The sequence below is a fragment of the Rhodococcus sp. NPDC057529 genome, assembly GCF_042802055.1.
Lineage (GTDB): Bacteria > Actinomycetota > Actinomycetes > Mycobacteriales > Mycobacteriaceae > Rhodococcus_F.
The window spans coordinates 135,058-151,593 of sequence record NZ_JBHVEY010000018.1 but is presented as its reverse complement, the minus strand read 5'-3'; the positions used below and the strand labels follow the sequence as shown (position 1 = coordinate 151,593).

Genomic DNA, 16,536 nt, shown 5'->3' with positions numbered 1-16,536 from the left:
CTCCAGGAAAGGACTTCACATGACCGACATCCGAGGGCTCGGCTATCTGCGGATCCAGACGAAGGACGTGCCACGCTGGCGGGAGCTGGTGGTGGACGGGCTGGGCATGGCCGAGGGGTCGGGCCCCGAGCCCGGCGGCCTGTACCTGCGCGTCGACGAGCGGCGGTCACGGCTGATCGTCCTGCCCGGCGACACGGACAAGGCGCTCGCCGTGGGGTGGGAGGTGCGCGACCAGTTCGCACTCCAGCGAGTGCGGGAGCAGGTGGAGAAGTCGGGCGTCGCGGTCGACGTCCTGTCCGAGGAGGAGTCGCGCTACCGCGACGCCGAACAGGTGATCGCGTTCGACGATCCGTCCGGCACCCGGGTGGAGGTGTTCTTCGGGCCGGTGCTCGACCACAGTCCCGTCGTCACCCCGCACGGAGGCCGCTTCGTCACCGGCGCGCAGGGGCTGGGCCACGTGGTCCTCCCGACGCCGGCGTTCGAGGAGGCCTACACGTTCTACACCGAGATGCTCGGGTTCCTGCCCCGCGGCGCGATCCGCCTCGGACCGGCCGACGCCCCGGGACCGGCCCGCCGCGTGCGGTTCATGGGCGTCAACCAGCGCCATCACAGCCTCGCGTTGTGCCCCGCACCGCACAGCGGCGAACCCGGGATGGTGCACCTGATGACGGAGGTCGACTCCCTCGACGCCGTCGGGCAGGCCCTCGACCGGCTCGGCACGCTCGGCTTCTCCATCTCGTCGACCCTCGGCCGTCACACCAACGACCGCATGGTGTCGTTCTACGTGCGCGCCCCCGGCGGCTGGGACCTCGAATTCGGCACGGAGGGCATGCTCGTCGACGAGGCGCACTACACCGCCGAGGAGATCACCGCGGACAGTTACTGGGGCCACGACTGGTCGGGTTCCGAGCCGCTGGCGGCGTTCTCATGACGGTCTCGCGCGCCCGGATCGGCGCGGTGGCCGCGCTCGTCCTCCTCGGTGGAAGTGCCTGTTCCAGTGCGGCTTCCGAGACTGTCACCGACACGTCGCCCCGGCCGGGTCAGCTACTCTCGTCCCGCGCCGTCGATGACGGTCCGGCATTGCCGAGCGCCGCGCGGACCGAGGTGATCACCTATGCGTCGCAGGACGGCAACGGTGACCCGGTCGTGGTGTCGGGCACCGTGGCGATTCCCCGCACGCCGGCACCCGACGGCGGGTATCCGGTGATCAGCTGGGCGCACGGCACCACCGGCGTCGCGGACGCTTGCGCCCCGTCCGCGGATTTCGCGGGCGGCCCCGCCCACAGTTACCTCTCCGGGGTCAATGCGTCCCTCGACGACTGGGTGGCGAAGGGGTACGCGGTGGTGAGCACGGACTACCAGGGTCTGGGGACGCCGGGAATCCATCCGTACATCAACGGTGACACGGAGGTGAACGCCGTCGTGGACATCGTTCGCGCCGCCCGCGACGTGGATCCGGCGGTCGGCTCGACGTGGTTCGTGATCGGGCACAGCCAGGGTGGGCAGGCGGCGCTGTTCACCGCCGCGCAGGCAGGGGAGCGCGCCCCGGAACTCGACCTCGGAGGTGCCGTGGCGATCGCCCCGGGCAGCGGACTCGACCAGACGCCGCAGTACTTCCGCTCGGGTGTGCCGGGTATCGAAGCGGCCGAGGCGTTCCTCCCGCTGATCCTCCTCGGCGCGCAGGCCGCCGATCCCGCGATCGACCCGTCGGCGTTGCTGACGGAGCAGGCGCAACCGCTGCTCACGGCGGCGCGGACCGGGTGCATCGACGACATCCGGAAGGTGCCGCCCATGCCCGCGGGTCAGGTCTTCCGCCCCGACGCCGACCTGGGGCCGCTGACGGAGTACCTGGGCCGCCAGGAGCCGTCGAGGGTTCACGTGCAGGTCCCGACGCTGGTCGCGCAGAGTTCCGGTGACGTGGTGGTGAGCAAACCGTCGACGGATCTGATGGTGAAGACGTTGCAGGACAACGGGAACGAACTCACGTATCGGACGTACGAGGGTGCGGACCATCGCGGGACGATCGGGGCGTCGCAGCAGGACGCGCAGGATTTCGTCGCCGGCATTCTTGCTCGCTGAGAATGCACCCGTCAACTGTGTGTTGACAACAGGCCGTTGATGGCTTGAAGTGGTCGGGTGAATTACGGTAACACCCTGCTGACGGGCGTCGCAGCCAGCCCGGGAACCGCCGTCGGTCCTGCGCGGATCATCGTCGGCCTGGACCACTTCGCTCGCTTCCGCCCGGGCGACGTCCTCGTCTGCCGTACGACGTCGCCGGCCTGGACCCCGCTGCTGGCATGCGCCTGTGCCGTGGTCACCGAGACCGGCGGGGTGCTGGCGCACGCCGCGATCGTGGCCCGCGAGTTCGGCATCCCCGCCGTCCTGGCCGCGCCGATGGCCATGACCACCCTGACCGACGGCCTGCTGGTCCGCGTGGACGGCACGCACGGGCACGTCGCGGTTCCGAACGCCGGGAGGAACTGATGCCGCACCGCACTCCGACGGACATTCTGGTGTTGCATTCCGTGCGGATCCTGGGCTACGCCGAGACCGCGCGCATCGCCGCCCGTTTCGACCTGCCTGTCGAGGAGACCGTCGAGCACCTGCTCGATGCCCAGGCCCGTGGGTGGGTCACCCGCACCACCTTCGCCGAGGACAGCGGTTGGTCCCTGACCGATCTCGGGAAGGTGCACGGCGAAAGGCTGCTCGCCGCCGACCTCGACCGGTGCGGGAGTCGGACCGTGGTGGTGCAGGTCCACCGGGAGTTCCTGCCGCACAACGTCGCCGTCGCGGACGCGTGCACCGCCTGGCAGTTGGCCGAGCTGGGTATCGGCGAGGCCACCGTGACCCTCGACGAGACCACCACCCGCCTGGGAATCGCGGCGGACGCCCTGGCCGGATTCGAGGCGCGCCTGGTCGCGGGCACGGACCGATTCGCCGGCTACCACCAGCGGTTCGCCGGCGCCGTCGAGCGGGCGAGCACCGATCCGGTCTGGATCAGCGCGACCGACCGCGACTCCTGCCACCGCGTCTGGTTCGAGTTCCACGAGGACCTCATCGCGTCCCTCGGCCTCGCCCGGTAAGAGGCCTACTCTCAACTCATGGGCCTGCGACTGCGCGACACCGTCGGACGTCAGCTACGCGAGCTGCGCTACGAGCCGACGGCGAAGCGGATCCGTGCCGAGCTGAACGGGACCACGGTGGTCGACAGTGACCGTGCGGTCCTGGTCTGGGAACCACGGCGCGTCGTTCCCACCTACGCGGTGCCGGCGGAGGACATCGACGCGGAGTTGTCGCCGGAGCCACCGGGTTCGGTGCAGGCCGAGGGCGACGTCGGCTTCGCCCTGCCGGACGTGACGACGATGCCGGTGCTCGATCCCCGGATACCGTTCTCGGTGCACAGTGCGGAGGGCGAGCCCGTCGCGATCCGTATCGACGGAGCACGGTACGCCCTGGGGTTCCGGCCCGTCGACGCAGACCTGGCCGGATACGTGGTTCTCGACTTCGACGGCTTCGACCGCTGGCTGGAGGAGGACGACGAGATCGTCGGCCATCCGCACGACCCGTTCCAGCGCATCGATGTTCGCCGCACGTCCCGCCACATCCGGATGTCGCTGGGCGACACCCTCCTCGCCGACACTCGGCGTGCGAAAATGCTGTTCGAAACGCTGCTTCCGGTGCGGTACTACCTGCCGCCCGACGACGTCGTCGCGGAACTGCAACCGAGTGCGACGACGACGTACTGCGCCTACAAGGGCAAGGCCGCCTACCGGTCCGCGGTCACCGCCGGCGGCGTGCTCCACGACATCGCGTGGCGATACGACGAGCCCCTCGTCGACGCGTCGGAAGTCCGGGGACTCGTGGCGTTCTTCGACGAGCGGCTCGATCTGGTCGTCGACGGTGTGGCCCGGCCGCGGCCGGAAACGCCCTGGTCCTAGTACTCCTCGCGGGCGCCGGGATCGGCGCGCCCGAGTGCGATCGCGAGTGCCCGGGCCTCGTGAGCATGCCCGAGCAACTCGTATCCGACGACGGTGACGACCGGTGCCAGCATCACCACGATCAGGCACCACGCCATCGACACACCCTGCGCCGCCAGCACGAGTGCGAGCGCGATCGTCGCCGCGGTCAGGACGAGGAGCAGGATGTGGAACGGGTCGGGAACCCGCAGCAGATACGTGTACAGCAGGTACACGGCCGCGAGGTAGATCGCGACGGGGACGGCGACGGAGACCACCGTCGCGGTCGCGCCGATGTGGGAGGCGTGTTCGATGTAGTACGCCGCCACGTGCAACCCGGCCCCCACGGCGGCCAGTGCGGCGAAGACCACGATGTGGCTGTACCCCCAGACGAACGAGCGGCGGCGATACACCGCGAGCACCTCGGCCGACGGCAGAGTGTAGTACACCCACCACAATCCGAACGTGAGTCCGATGCCCGCGACGGCGACGAGTACCGCGTCGAGCGACCACCCCTGGTGTTCGACGACGGCGGACAGTGAGGCGACCGTGCCGATCACACCCTCGCCGAGCGTGATGATCACGAGCAGGCCGTGACGCTCGACGATGTGGTGTGCGTGCCAGGGTGTTCCGCCCTTGTACCGTTCGGCGATGACGGGGCTGCTCATCTCGACGAGGATGAGGACGGCGCCGAGGCCGAACGCGTACTCGACGGTGAGGGGTGCGATCGCCAGCGTCACCCAGCCGATCTGTGCGAGAACGAGCGCCGTGGCGTACGTCAGCGACGCCGAGCGGTGGTCGGGGTCGTGTCTGGCGGCGCGCAACCACTGGAACACCATGGCGACCCGCATGACGATGTACCCGGACACCATGACGGTGTTGTCGAGTTCGACTCCGCGGTCGATGGATGCGAACATCTGCGGCATGCCGAGCGCCAGGACGATGACGCCGATCATCTGGACCATGGTGGTGACGCGGTAGATCCAGTCGTCGGTGTCGTAGGCCGAGGCGAACCAGGAGAAGTTGATCCAGGCCCAGATGATCGAGAACATCGCGAACGAGAAACCCGCCAGCCCGGCGCCGACGTGTCCTTCGGCGAGGAGGTGGGCGAACTGATTGCCTGCGACACCGAACGCGACGACGAACGTCAGGTCGAACAGCAACTCCAACGGCGTTGCCGCACGGTGTTCCTCGTCCGGGTCGCGTCCAACCATCTTCTGGACGCGGTGGGCGAGGCTCCCGCCGTTCGATGCCGATTCTTCGGGCGCGTTCACGGCTGCGCCGTTACGGCGTCGCCTGGTCTGCCTGCACCACGAGGTCGGCGACAGCGACGGGCTGGGACACCAGGACGGCGTGCGACGCGGGGATCTCCGTGATCTGCGCCCCCGCCCGGGTGGCCATGAACCGCTCGGACGCCGCCGGAATCACCAGATCGTTCTGAGCGACCATGGCCCAGCTGGGAGTCGACGCCCACGACGGCGCACCGCTGGGTTCGAGGTTCGCGACCAGCGCGGCGGACCGCTGGTGCGCGAGCATGTCGGCGGCCGTCGCGTCGGACACGTCCGGCGCGAACACCCGATGGAAGTCGGCCGGGTTGATGTAGCCGTCGAGGTTTCTGCCCGCGATCCCGGTGGGATCGTTCTCGACGACCTTCACCTGCAGCACCGGCGGCAGCAGCTGGCTGCCGGGGAACCGGATCGGGTCGAGGTTCAGCATCACCGGCTCGCCCTGCGCCGGGGCGAATGCCGCCACGTAGACGAGGGCCTCGACGTTCGGCGAGTGCACATTGGTGATGACGGCGCCGCCGTACGAGTGACCGACGAGCACCACCGGTCCCGGGATGTCCGCGAGCACCTTCTCGATGGCGGCGGAATCGTACGCCGGTCCGCGTAGCGGGTTGTCCGGGACGACGACGTCGTACCCGCGACCACGCAGGTCCGCGGCCACCGCGTCCCAACTGGTCGTGTCGGCGAACGCGCCGTGGACCAGCACCACCGTCGGCAGATCCTGGGCGAGGGCCGGTCCGGCCCCGACGGTGAGCGTGCCGGCCGCGGCGATCGCGCACGCGGCGACGGCGGTTCGAAGTCGAAGAAGTCGCATCACTCGTCTCCCGGATCGGGGCGGAACACAGTGGTCAGGGGCGAAGGGGACTGTGCGGCAGGAGCAGTCGTGCGACGAGTAGCAGTGTCGTACGACGGACGACGCCGTGGCCTGGCCCTTCGTCGCTGAGATTACTCGCCCGCAGCGCGGTCGGCATCATTTCGGCTAGCGTGAGCGGAGGGGGACATTCCGCTCGTCCATGCACGCTCCGCCGTCGTCAGGAGGAACCCCGTGGATCTCGCATTGCGCGGCACCGTCGCCGTGGTCACCGGAGCCAGCAAGGGTATCGGGCTCGCCATCACCCGGGCACTCGCCGCGGAAGGTGCCTTCGTGGTGGCGGGGGCGCGTTCGCCCGGCCCGGAACTGGAAGAACTGGTCCACAGCGGAAACGTGGAGGCGGTGAGCGTCGACCTGTCGACCCCCACCGGCCCGGGCGAACTCGTTGCCGCCGCCGCTGCCCGTGGCAGACTCGGCGTCGTCGTCAACAACGTCGGCGCCGCCCACCCCAGGCTGACCGGGTTCCTCGACGTGACCGACGACGACTGGATCACGACGATGAATCTCAACCTGATGTCGGCGGTGCGGACGATCCGGGCCGCGCTGCCCGCGATGATCGCCGCGGGCCGGGGCAGCATCGTGACCACGAGTTCGGTCAACAGTTTCCTGCCCGACCCCACCGTCATCGACTACTGCGCGTCCAAGGCCGCGCTCACCAACTTCTCGAAAGCTCTGTCGAAAGAGATGGGACCGTTGGGCGTTCGGGTGAACACCGTCAGCCCCGGCCCGGTGTCGACCGCCCTGTGGCTCGGTGACGACGGGGTGGCCGCGACGGTGGCGCGCGCGGCGGGCGGCGACGCGGAGTCGGTGGCGGAGAATGTCGCGAAACAGGCGGTCACGGGCCGGTTCACCCGCCCGGACGAGGTGGCGGATCTGGTCGTGTTCCTCGCGAGCGACCGGGCGGGCAACGTGACGGGATCCGATTTCGTGATCGACGGCGGACTCGTCACCACCCTCTGACCGCCCGCGGACTACCGGCGACCCAGAAGTTTCCGCATGCCCTCGGCCGCGCCGCGCACGAGTGCGTCGCGGGGGAACCCGCTGCGCTTCTGCGCCGCGTCGTAGTTGCCGCCGGCCACCCAGACCGGGCCGTCGGCGAGGTGCGCGAGTCCCTCCCGGGCAACGTCTTCGGGCTCGGCGACCTTCATCCCCGGCAGATCGAAGTTCAGGCCTGCCCGGACCATTGCCGGCGTGCGGGTGACGCCGAGAACGAGTTCGACCACGTGAACCCCGAACGGCGCCAGTTCGAGCCAGAGGCTTTCCGCGAAGATCCGGCCGAATGCCTTCGATGCGGCGTAGATGCTCTGGTCTTCCGACCCCAGATAGCCGGCCAGCGAACCGACCAGCACGACCGCGCCCCGGCCGCGGTCCTTCATCCTCGCGCCGAAGTGCTGCGACAGGTGCAGTTGAGAGGTGATGTTCAGGTCGATGACTCGCTGGAAGCCGGCGAGGTCTCCGCTGACGAATTCGTGCCCGTAGCTGTTGGCTCCGGCGTTGAAGATCAGCAGCCCGACCTCGACGTCGTCGGTGGCCGTGCGGATCCGGTCGAGGGCGTCCCGGTCGAGGAGATCGAGCGCGAGGGTGCGCACCAGGACGCCGTGCGCGCGCACCTTGCCGGCGGTCTCCTCGAGGGGGCCGGGCTTGCGGGCGATCAGCACGAGGTTGATTCCCGCTCGGCCGAGTTCCTCCGCGAAGCTCGCTCCCACGCCCTCGGAGCCGCCTGCGATCACCGCCCACGGTCCGTAGTGATCGATGTCGATCATGATGTGTCCCTTCGGGAATGGTGTCAGTGGACAACGACGGGAGTCGGTACGGGGTCGGGATCGCGCACCGGGACGGCACCCGCCTGCGCGGCCCGGGCGATCGACGCGGTCAGCGCCGCGCACCCTTCCCGGGGAGCGCCGGGGCGTCCCGGTCCGGAGCCGCCGATCTCACGGCACCGGGAGCGGGCCGCGTCGTCCCACTGAATGGAGGTGTGCTCCCAGCTGTTCTTCCGGACCAGGACCCGCGCGCCGCACTCAGTGCACTGCAGCGGCTGCATCGGCTGCGCGCGCCTTCCGTGCGAGGTTCTCGTCCACTTCCCGCTTCCACGATTCCACGGGCCGGGTGGTGTCGAGTTCGAACTCGAACCGCTCGGTCATCTGCGGGGTCACCGCGGCGACGTCGACGTAGAACTGCTCGTACCACCGCCGCAGCTGGTAGACCGGACCGTCCTCCTCGCACAGCAGCGGATTCTCGATGCGGGTCTTGTTCTTCCAGATCTCGATGTCCTGTTCGAAGCCCTTCGCGATGAACGTGCCGAAATTCTTCGCCATCGCGGTGGCCGCGTCGCCGTCGAGTTCCTGGGACTTCTTGACGATGATGCCGTACTGCAGCACGAACTTGTCGGCGCTGACGGGGTAGTGGCAGTTGATCAGCACGGAGTCGACGTCGTGCGTTTCGTACCGGTACGTCAGGTCGTCGACCATGAACGACGGTCCGAAATAGGTCGCGTCCGAGCGGCTTCCGACCATCTTCGGCTGACCGGACGCGTGCGGGCGCATGTCCTCACGGGCCTGCCCGCGCATGAACTGGCTGGCGACGTGGCCCTCGAAGACGTTCTTGAAGTAGGTGGGGAACGAGAAGTGCACGTAGAAGAAGTGCGCCATGTCGACGATGTTGTCGACCACCTCGCGGCAGTTCGTGTCGACGGTGGTGCGGTACCAGACCCAGTCCGTCCACTCGTCGTCGAGGGCGCCCTCGATGCGGGGAATCGTGACGTCGGCGGGCGGCGGATTGCCTTCCGGATCGTTCCACACGAACAGCATCCCGTCCTGGTCGAGCGCGTGCCACGACCGGGTCCGCGCGAGCGGCGGCACCCGGCGCGCGTACGGAATCTTCTTGCACCGGCCGTTGCTTCCCCACCGCCAGTCGTGGAACGGGCACGCCACTTCGTCGCCCTTCACGGTGCCCTGGCTCAGATCGCCGCCCATGTGCCGGCAGTAGCCGTCGAGCACGGCGAGGTCGCCGGCACTGTCGGCGAAGACGACGAGTTTGGTGCCGAACGCCTCGACGGAGTGCGGCTTGCCGTCCCGGAAGGCCTCGGACAATCCGATGCAGTGCCATCCACGGGCGAATCGGGTGGGCGCTGCGCCGGCGTCGATCTCGCGTACCTCGACTGTCTCGGACTGTTGGGTGGTCACGATGCGTCCCGTCCTCTCCTGGGCTTGTGCGGTGCCCTGCACGCTAAGTGAGCGTGAACGGCCCGCATCGCGTGGTCCCACTGGACGGGACCGCGCGGGCGGCGGCGTTTCCCGTTGAGCGAGATGCATATCCACGCGCGGGTGCGATCGCCCTACCCTCCGACAGATGACGAACGAGGTCCTCAGATCGGTCCGCGGGCTGCTGCCGACGATCGCGGAGTGCGCGGACAAGGTCGACGAGTCGCGGCGGGTGTCCGAGCAGGTGATCCGTGAACTCGGCGACACGGGATTGTTCAAGATGCTGCAGCCCCGGCGGTACGGCGGCACAGAGAGCAATCCGGTGCACTTCTACGAGGTGGTGCGCGCCGTGTCCGGGGTGTGCGGCTCGACGGGCTGGCTGGCGTCCGTGCTCGGGGTGCACCCCTGGCATCTGGCCCTGTTCGACGACCGGGCGCAACGCGACGTGTGGGGCCACGACGATTCGGTGCTCGTGTCGTCGGCCTACGCACCCGTCGGGCGGCTCGTCCCGGTCGACGGCGGCTACCGGCTGACGGGGGAGTGGGGCTTCTCCTCGGGCTGCGAGCACGCGTCGTGGGCGCTGCTCGGCGCGATGGTCGTCGGAACCCAGGGCCGCCCGGTCGATTTCGTGACCGCGCTGGTGCCGCGGTCGGACTACCGCATCCACGACGTGTGGGACGTGGTGGGGATGCGCGGCACCGCCAGCAACGAGATCAGCGCCCGGGACGTGTTCGTTCCCGATTACCGGATCAAGAGGAACTACGAGACGGCGCAACTGCGCGGACCCGGGCAGAAGGTGAACCGCGGACCCCTGTACCGGCTGCCGTTCGCCACCCTCTTCACCACTGCCGTCGCGGCGCCCGGGGTCGGCATCGTCGCAGGATGCTACGAGCGGTATCTCACGGTCATGCGGGACCGGGTGCGGCTCAGCCTCGGTGGCGGCCGATTCGTCGACGACCAGTTCGCCCAGGTCGCGGTCGCCCGGGCGGCGTCCGAGATCGATGCCGCAATCCTGCAGATGGATCGCAACGTGCGGGAACTGTGGGAGTTGGCCGAGGCCGGTGAGGAACTCCCCATGGGCCTGCGCCTGCGGGTGCGCCGCGATCAGGTTCGCGCCACCGAGCGTGCCCTCGAGGCGATCGACCTGCTGGTCAAGACGGCCGGCGGGAGTTCGCTGTTCCGCGGCAACGCGATCGAACGGTCGTGGCGCGACGCCCACGCGGGCAGCGCGCACGTGGCCAACGAGCCCGAACGCGCCCTCGCCCTGTTCGGCAGGGGTGCGTTCGGGCTCCCGGTGGAGGACAACCTCGTGTAGTCAGCCCCGCATGTGCTGAACTGCCCGGTAGGAGAACACCATCGCAGTGCCGAGCGGCACGCCGGGACCCGGGTAGAACCGGCCGCTGAGCGATGCACTGGTGTTGCCCGCCGCGTACAGCCCGTCGATGGGGGAGCCGTCGGCGCGCAGGACGCGGGCGTCGGCGTCGGTCCGGACGCCGCCCTTGGTGCCGAGGTCGCTGAGCACGATGCGGGCCGCATGGAACGGGCCCTGCGACACCGGGCTCAGCGCCGGGTTGGGCGGGGCGTCCGCACCCGTGCCGGGCGGGCAGAAGAAGTTGTCGTACGGATCCTCTCCCCGGTGGAACGCCTCGTCGACGCCGTGCTTGGCGAAGTCGTTGAATTGTTCGACGGTGCGGCGCAGAGCGTCTGCGGGAACGCCGATCTTCTCCGCGAGCTCCTCGACCGTGTCCGCCGACACCCAAGTGCCCGCCGCGTGATGCTTCTCGGCGGAGATCTGCGGAATGGAGATGGCAGGCAACACGGGCCCGCCCTCCTTCGAATCGAAGACGAGGTAGGACGCGGCGCTGCCGTGTTCGATCATCGCGCGGCCGAACTGGTCGTACGGCAGCGACTCGTTGAGGTACCGCTCTCCGGACGTGTCGACCAGAATTCCGCCGCGCACACCCACCATGAAAGCGCCGGAGCCGTCCGGAAGTTCGACGCCGGGGCACCACCACGCCTCGTCGAGCAGCGCGGTGTCCGCGCCGACCTCCACCGCCGCCTGCAGGAGGTCACCGGTGTTCGCGCCGCGCGGGCCCATGCTCCACTCCGCCCGGCCGGGCGTTCCGTTCTCGGTGCGCAGGGCCGCGCTGCCCTCGATGCCGCCCGCCGCGAGCAGCACGCCGCGCGTCGCCCGGATGCGGAACGTCTCACCGGCCGCGTCCGTCGCCAGGACTCCGACGACCCGGCCGTCCTCGACGATGAGCGAGCGGGCCGCGGTCTCCGTGCGCAGTTCCGCGTGCCCGGTGCCGTACAGGGCCATGAGGAGACGGCCGATCAGGGCACGGCCCCCGTTCAGCGTTCCCTCGGGATGCGGTTCGCCGGCCCGGTCGACGTCGGCCTCCGGCCGGATGACCTCACGAAGTTCCCCGACCTCGTCGCCCGGCAGGTCGAGCGGGTTGATCGCGCGACCGTAGTCCATGCGGCCGGGCGCCTTGTAGTAGTCGGGGAATGCGCGCCACTCGAACTCGATGTGGGGATCGCGTTCGAGGAGGTCGACGACCTCGGGGGCGGTGCTGACGTACGCCTCCTGGCGGTCGATCTCCTCGTCTCCCACCACCGCGCGCAGGTACGTGCGCGCCTTGTCCGTGGAGTCGCCGATCCCGGCGCGCTCCTGCACCGCGGTGCCCGGCAGCCACACCGCGGCCCCCGAGTACGCGGACGTGCCGCCGAACAGTGGGGTCTTCTCGAGGACGAGGGTGCGCAAACCCTGCGAAGCGGCCGTGTACGCGCCGGTCAGGGCGCCGCCCCCCGAACCGACCACCAGCACGTCGCACTCGGTTGTCCAGTCCTGCATCGTCGTTTCCTCCGTTGATGGTCTGTGGTGACTGACGGTCCAGTCGCGGGGTTCACGCAATCGCATCCGGGCGGCGTGCGGCACGTGCGGTCCCACTCACCGGACGAAATTCGAAGCTTTGCCGATCCGGTGCGAGAATCGACACCGGATCCGGGGCTGTTGCGGAGTGAAGGGGGATCGAGGGTGCCGAGAATCGCCGAAGTGCGGGACGCTGCCGAACCGAGTTCGGAGGAACAGCGGGCCCGCCACGTCCGCATGCTCGAGGCCGCCGTCGAACTGGCGACCGAGAAGGAACTCGCCCGCGTCCAGATGCACGAGGTGGCCAAACGCGCCGGCGTCGCGATCGGGACGCTGTACCGCTACTTTCCGTCGAAGACGCACCTGTTCGTCGCGGTGATGGTCGATCAGATCGACCGGATGGGTGCCGGTTTCAAGAAGAGCGCGCCGCCGGGGGAATCGCCGCAGGACGCGGTGTACAACGTGCTCGTCCGGGCCACCCGCGGTCTGCTGCGCCGCCCGGCGCTGTCCACGGCGATGATCCAGTCCACGAGCACCGCCAACGTGGCGTCCGTGCCGGACGCGGGGAAGGTCGACCGCGCGTTCCGGCAGATCATGCTGGACGCCGCCGGGATCGAACACCCGACGGAGGAGGATCTGACGGCGTTGCGCCTGCTGGTGCAGTTGTGGTTCGGCGTGATCCAGTCCTGCCTCAACGGCCGGGTCACCATCCCCGACGCCGAATCGGACATCCGCAAGGCGTGCGACCTGCTGCTGGTCGGTCTGTCGCACCGCTGACCGGTTGCCAGGCCGGGGCCGCCTCCCCGGCGCCCCCGAAGTGACATTCATTCCTGACTGCTGAGTCGAGTCGGAATCCGTCCTTCGCATGACTAAGGGCATCGCTGTCTTCCAAGAAATAGAATAAATTCCAAAAATGAGCCGCGGACGTGTCCGCGAGCCAGAAGAACCCAAGGGAGCGGAACATGGGCAACGCCGTCATCGTCGACGCGGCACGGACACCGATCGGGCGCCGGCGCGGCGCGCTGTCCGGACTGCACCCGGCCGAACTGCTCGGCGCCGCGCAGCGGGGCGTCCTCGAACGGGCCGGTGTCGCCCCGCAGGACGTCGGGCAGATCGTCGGCGGATGCGTCACCCAGGCCGGCGAGCAGTCCAACAACGTGACCCGGCAGGCGTGGCTGCACGCCGGACTGCCGTACACGACGGCGGCCACGTCGATCGACTGCGCCTGCGGATCGTCCCAGCAGGCCGTACACGTCGTGGCGGGTCTCATCGCGTCCGGCCAGATCTCCGCCGGAATCGGGTGCGGTGTCGAGGCGATGAGCCGGGTGTTCCTCGGCCAGGCCGCCACGCCGGAGACGGGCAACCCGTACCCCGGCGACTGGTCGATCGACATGGGCGACCAGTTCACCTCCGCCCAGCGGATCGCCGACCTGCGCGGGATCAAGCGCGGCGACGTCGACGCCCTCGGCCTCGAATCGCAACGACGCGCCGCACAGGCCTGGGCGGAAGGACGATTCGACCGCGAGATCGTGCCGGTCACCGCCCCCGTCGTGGACAAGGCGGGCACACCCACCGGTGAATCCGCGGTCGTCACCCGGGACGGCGGGCTGCGGGAGACGACGGCCGACGCCCTGGCCGCACTGAAGCCGGTGATCGACGGCCACATCCACACCGCGGGCAACTCGTCCCAGATCAGCGACGGCGCCGCCGCGGTCCTGCTCATGGACGAGGATCGTGCCCGCGAACTCGGACTTCGGCCGCGGGCGAGGATCGTCGCGTCCGGCATGGTCGGCTCCGACCCCTACTACCACCTCGACGGACCGATCGACTCGACACGGATGGTCCTCGATCGCGCCGGAATGGCGCTGGGCGACATCGATCTCGTCGAGATCAACGAGGCGTTCGCGTCCGTCGTGCTGTCGTGGGCGCAGGTACACGGCGCCGACCTGTCGAAGGTCAACGTCAACGGCGGCGCCATCGCCCTCGGACATCCGGTGGGCTCCACCGGGGCCCGGCTGATCACCACCGCCCTGCACGAACTGGAACGCTCCGACAACGAAACCGCACTCGTCACGATGTGCGCCGGCGGGGCGCTGTCCACCGCCACCATCATCGAACGCATCTGAACCCCCGAACGATCGAGGCCGACATGACAATGGGATTGACCGAAGAAGAGCGCGACCTGCGCGACTCGGTGCGAGGCTGGGCCACGCGGACCGTGACCCCGGCCGTGCTCCGGCAGGCCGTCGAGGCCAAGACCGAGCAGCGACCGCTGTTCTGGAAGTCGTTGGCGGAACTGGGCGTACTGGGATTGCACCTGCCGGAGGACGTGGGCGGTGCGGGCTGCGGGCTGGTGGGCCTGGCCGTGGTCACCGAGGAACTCGGCCGGGTCCTGCTGCCCGGGCCGTTCCTGCCGACCGTGCTGCTCGGCGCCGTCCTGCACGAGTCCGGCCGCACGGGTGAGCTGTCCGGACTGGCCGACGGTACGACACTCGGCGCGGTGGCGCTGCAGCCGGGTTCGCTGCGCCTCGCCCGGGACGGCGGAACGGTGACCCTGGACGGCGAGTCGGGGTACGTCCTCGGCGGGCAGGTGGGAGACCTGTTCCTGCTCGCGGCCGCGGACGGCGACGACACCGTGTTCGTGGCGCTCACCCGCGACCGGCTCGACGTGACCGACCTGCCCAGCCACGACGTGGTGCGCCGCAACGCGACCGCGGCGGTGACCGGCCTCGAGATCACCGAGGCCGACGTCCTGCGGATCGATGCGCAGCGCGTCCTCGACTTGGCCGCGACGTTGTTCGCCGCGGAGGCGTCGGGCGTCGCCGACTGGGCCGTGACCACCGCCGCCGACTACGCCAGGGTGCGTCGGCAGTTCGGCCGTCCCATCGGCCAGTTCCAGGGCGTGAAGCACCGGGTGGCGCGGATGCTCGGCCTCGCGGAGCAGGCCCGCGTCTGCGCGTGGGACGCCGCCCGCGCGATGAGTCCCGGAACAGGTACGGCGGAGGCGTCACTCGCCGCCGCGGTCGCCGGCGCCACCGGACCCGACGCGGCGTTCTCCGTGACCAAGGACTGCATCCAGGTGCTCGGGGGCATCGGCTACACCTGGGAACACGACGCGCACCTGTACCTGCGCCGCGCGCAGTCGCTGCGGATCCTGCTGGGATCCACCGCATTCTGGCGGCGGCGCGTCGCCCGCGCGACGCTGGGCGGTGCCCGCCGGGTGCTCGGCGTCGATCTGCCGCCGGAGGCCGCGGGCATCCGAGCGGGCGTCCGCGCGGAACTCGCGGCCGCCGCGTCGATGGGCGAGACGGAACGCAGAACGCACCTCGCCGAGAAGGGGTACACCGCACCGCACCTGCCCGCACCGTGGGGCAGGGGAGCGGGTGCCGTGGAACAGCTCGTGATCGCCGAGGAACTGCGCACGGCCGCGCTGAAGCCGCACGACATGATCATCGGCAACTGGGTGGTGCCCACGCTCATCGCGCACGGCAGCGCAGTCCAGTTGCAGCGCTTCGTTCCGCCGTCGCTGCGCGGCGACCTCGTCTGGTGCCAGCTGTTCTCCGAACCCGGCGCCGGATCGGACCTGGCCGGCCTGAACACCAGGGCAACCAAGGTGGACGGCGGCTGGATGCTGCAGGGGCAGAAAGTGTGGACGTCGATGGCCCGGGACGCGGACTGGGGCATCTGCCTCGCCCGCACCGACACGACGGTCCCCAAACACAAGGGATTGTCGTACTTCCTGATCGACATGAAGGCGAGCGAGGGCCTCGACATCCGGCCGCTGCGCGAGATCACCGGCGAGGCCCTGTTCAACGAGGTGTTCCTCGACGACGTCTTCGTCCCCGACGAACTCCTCGTGGGCGAACCGGGCGACGGCTGGAAGCTGGCCCGCACCACCCTCGCCAACGAACGCGTGTCGCTGTCGCACGACTCCTCGCTGGGTTCCGGTGGGGAGGCGTTGCTGACCCTGGCCGGTGAACTGCCCGGCGGCATCGACGACGAACAGCTGACCGTGCTCGGCAAGGTCCTCTGCGACGCGCAGTCCGGCGGGCTGATGGCACTGCGCACCACCCTGCGCTCGATCGCGGGCGGGCAACCCGGCGCCGAATCGTCGATCGCGAAACTGCTCGGCGTCGAACACATCCAGCAGGTGTGGGAGGTGGCGATGGACTGGGCGGGACCGCGGGCCCTGCTCGGCGACCGGCCCCGCACGTCGGACACACAGATGTTCCTGAATTCGCAGTGCATGTCGATCGCAGGCGGCACCACCAACGTTCAGCTCAACATCATCGGCGAACGGCTGCTGGGGTTGCCCCGCGACCCGGAGCCCGGACAGGGAGCGGTGGCCTGA

At 69.6% G+C, this 16,536-nt stretch carries 16 protein-coding genes; 10 read left to right on the top strand and 6 right to left on the bottom strand.

Annotated elements, in window-relative coordinates:
- Positions 1-19: 19 nt before the first annotated feature.
- The 5 genes from bphC to ACFU5V_RS30525 are packed head-to-tail and all read left to right on the top strand — an operon-like array spanning position 20 to position 3,938.
- A complete protein-coding gene (gene bphC / locus ACFU5V_RS30545) occupies positions 20-931 on the top strand; it encodes a biphenyl-2,3-diol 1,2-dioxygenase (RefSeq protein ID WP_378703569.1) in 912 nt (303 codons plus the stop codon).
- On the top strand, positions 928-2,079 hold the full coding sequence (locus ACFU5V_RS30540; protein ID WP_378437810.1) for an alpha/beta hydrolase family protein: 1,152 nt from the start codon (positions 928-930) through the stop codon (positions 2,077-2,079). Before bphC ends, ACFU5V_RS30540 begins: the two co-directional genes overlap by 4 nt.
- A 57-nt stretch (positions 2,080-2,136) precedes the next feature.
- Positions 2,137-2,484: a PEP-utilizing enzyme gene (locus ACFU5V_RS30535; RefSeq protein WP_378703567.1), complete on the top strand. Its 348-nt coding sequence runs from the start codon at positions 2,137-2,139 to the stop codon at positions 2,482-2,484.
- Entirely contained in the window at positions 2,484-3,083 is a 600-nt protein-coding gene (locus ACFU5V_RS30530) for a hypothetical protein (RefSeq protein ID WP_378703566.1), read from the top strand. The genes ACFU5V_RS30535 and ACFU5V_RS30530 overlap by 1 nt, the downstream gene beginning before the upstream one ends.
- Positions 3,084-3,101: 18 nt before the next feature.
- Positions 3,102-3,938: a DUF427 domain-containing protein gene (locus tag ACFU5V_RS30525; protein ID WP_378437806.1), complete on the top strand. Its 837-nt coding sequence runs from the start codon at positions 3,102-3,104 to the stop codon at positions 3,936-3,938.
- Here the strand turns inward: ACFU5V_RS30525 and ACFU5V_RS30520 are convergent.
- Together ACFU5V_RS30520 and ACFU5V_RS30515 are read right to left on the bottom strand one after the other, a co-directional pair.
- A complete protein-coding gene (locus ACFU5V_RS30520) occupies positions 3,935-5,170 on the bottom strand; it encodes a low temperature requirement protein A (RefSeq protein WP_378437827.1) in 1,236 nt (411 codons plus the stop codon). The genes ACFU5V_RS30525 and ACFU5V_RS30520 overlap by 4 nt on opposite strands.
- A 70-nt stretch (positions 5,171-5,240) precedes the next feature.
- Positions 5,241-6,056, bottom strand: coding sequence for an alpha/beta fold hydrolase (locus tag ACFU5V_RS30515; RefSeq protein WP_378437804.1), 816 nt, complete (start codon positions 6,054-6,056; stop codon positions 5,241-5,243).
- A 231-nt stretch (positions 6,057-6,287) separates the two neighbouring features.
- Here ACFU5V_RS30515 and ACFU5V_RS30510 point away from each other — a divergent pair, with 231 nt between their 5' ends.
- Positions 6,288-7,073 (top strand): oxidoreductase, encoded by a 786-nt coding sequence (locus ACFU5V_RS30510; RefSeq protein ID WP_378703565.1) that lies wholly within the window; start codon positions 6,288-6,290, stop codon positions 7,071-7,073.
- A gap of 11 nt (positions 7,074-7,084) precedes the next feature.
- On the opposite strand, the gene ACFU5V_RS30505 is transcribed toward ACFU5V_RS30510, so the two are convergent.
- From ACFU5V_RS30505 to ACFU5V_RS30495, 3 genes are read right to left on the bottom strand one after another with little or no spacing between them, the layout of a single operon-like run.
- Positions 7,085-7,876, bottom strand: coding sequence for an SDR family NAD(P)-dependent oxidoreductase (locus ACFU5V_RS30505; protein ID WP_378703563.1), 792 nt, complete (start codon positions 7,874-7,876; stop codon positions 7,085-7,087).
- Positions 7,877-7,899: 23 nt separating this feature from the next.
- A complete protein-coding gene (locus ACFU5V_RS30500) occupies positions 7,900-8,154 on the bottom strand; it encodes a hypothetical protein (RefSeq protein ID WP_378437043.1) in 255 nt (84 codons plus the stop codon).
- Complete coding sequence (locus ACFU5V_RS30495) at positions 8,132-9,295, bottom strand: Rieske 2Fe-2S domain-containing protein (RefSeq protein ID WP_378437044.1); 1,164 nt, start codon at positions 9,293-9,295, stop codon at positions 8,132-8,134. Before ACFU5V_RS30495 ends, ACFU5V_RS30500 begins: the two co-directional genes overlap by 23 nt.
- A gap of 166 nt (positions 9,296-9,461) precedes the next feature.
- Between ACFU5V_RS30495 and hsaA the strand changes: the two genes are divergently transcribed.
- A complete protein-coding gene (hsaA, locus tag ACFU5V_RS30490) occupies positions 9,462-10,628 on the top strand; it encodes a 3-hydroxy-9,10-secoandrosta-1,3,5(10)-triene-9,17-dione monooxygenase oxygenase subunit (protein ID WP_378703562.1) in 1,167 nt (388 codons plus the stop codon).
- On the opposite strand, the gene ACFU5V_RS30485 is transcribed toward hsaA, so the two are convergent.
- Entirely contained in the window at positions 10,629-12,167 is a 1,539-nt protein-coding gene (locus ACFU5V_RS30485) for an FAD-dependent oxidoreductase (RefSeq protein ID WP_378703561.1), read from the bottom strand.
- A 183-nt stretch (positions 12,168-12,350) separates the two neighbouring features.
- On the opposite strand from ACFU5V_RS30485, the gene ACFU5V_RS30480 reads away from it, so the two are divergent.
- The 3 genes from ACFU5V_RS30480 (at position 12,351) to ACFU5V_RS30470 (ending at position 16,536) form a co-directional block, all read left to right on the top strand.
- Positions 12,351-12,962, top strand: coding sequence for a TetR family transcriptional regulator (locus tag ACFU5V_RS30480; RefSeq protein WP_072940808.1), 612 nt, complete (start codon positions 12,351-12,353; stop codon positions 12,960-12,962).
- Between the two features lie 185 nt (positions 12,963-13,147).
- On the top strand, positions 13,148-14,311 hold the full coding sequence (locus ACFU5V_RS30475; protein WP_378703560.1) for a steroid 3-ketoacyl-CoA thiolase: 1,164 nt from the start codon (positions 13,148-13,150) through the stop codon (positions 14,309-14,311).
- A gap of 23 nt (positions 14,312-14,334) precedes the next feature.
- Positions 14,335-16,536, top strand: coding sequence for an acyl-CoA dehydrogenase (locus tag ACFU5V_RS30470; protein WP_378703559.1), 2,202 nt, complete (start codon positions 14,335-14,337; stop codon positions 16,534-16,536).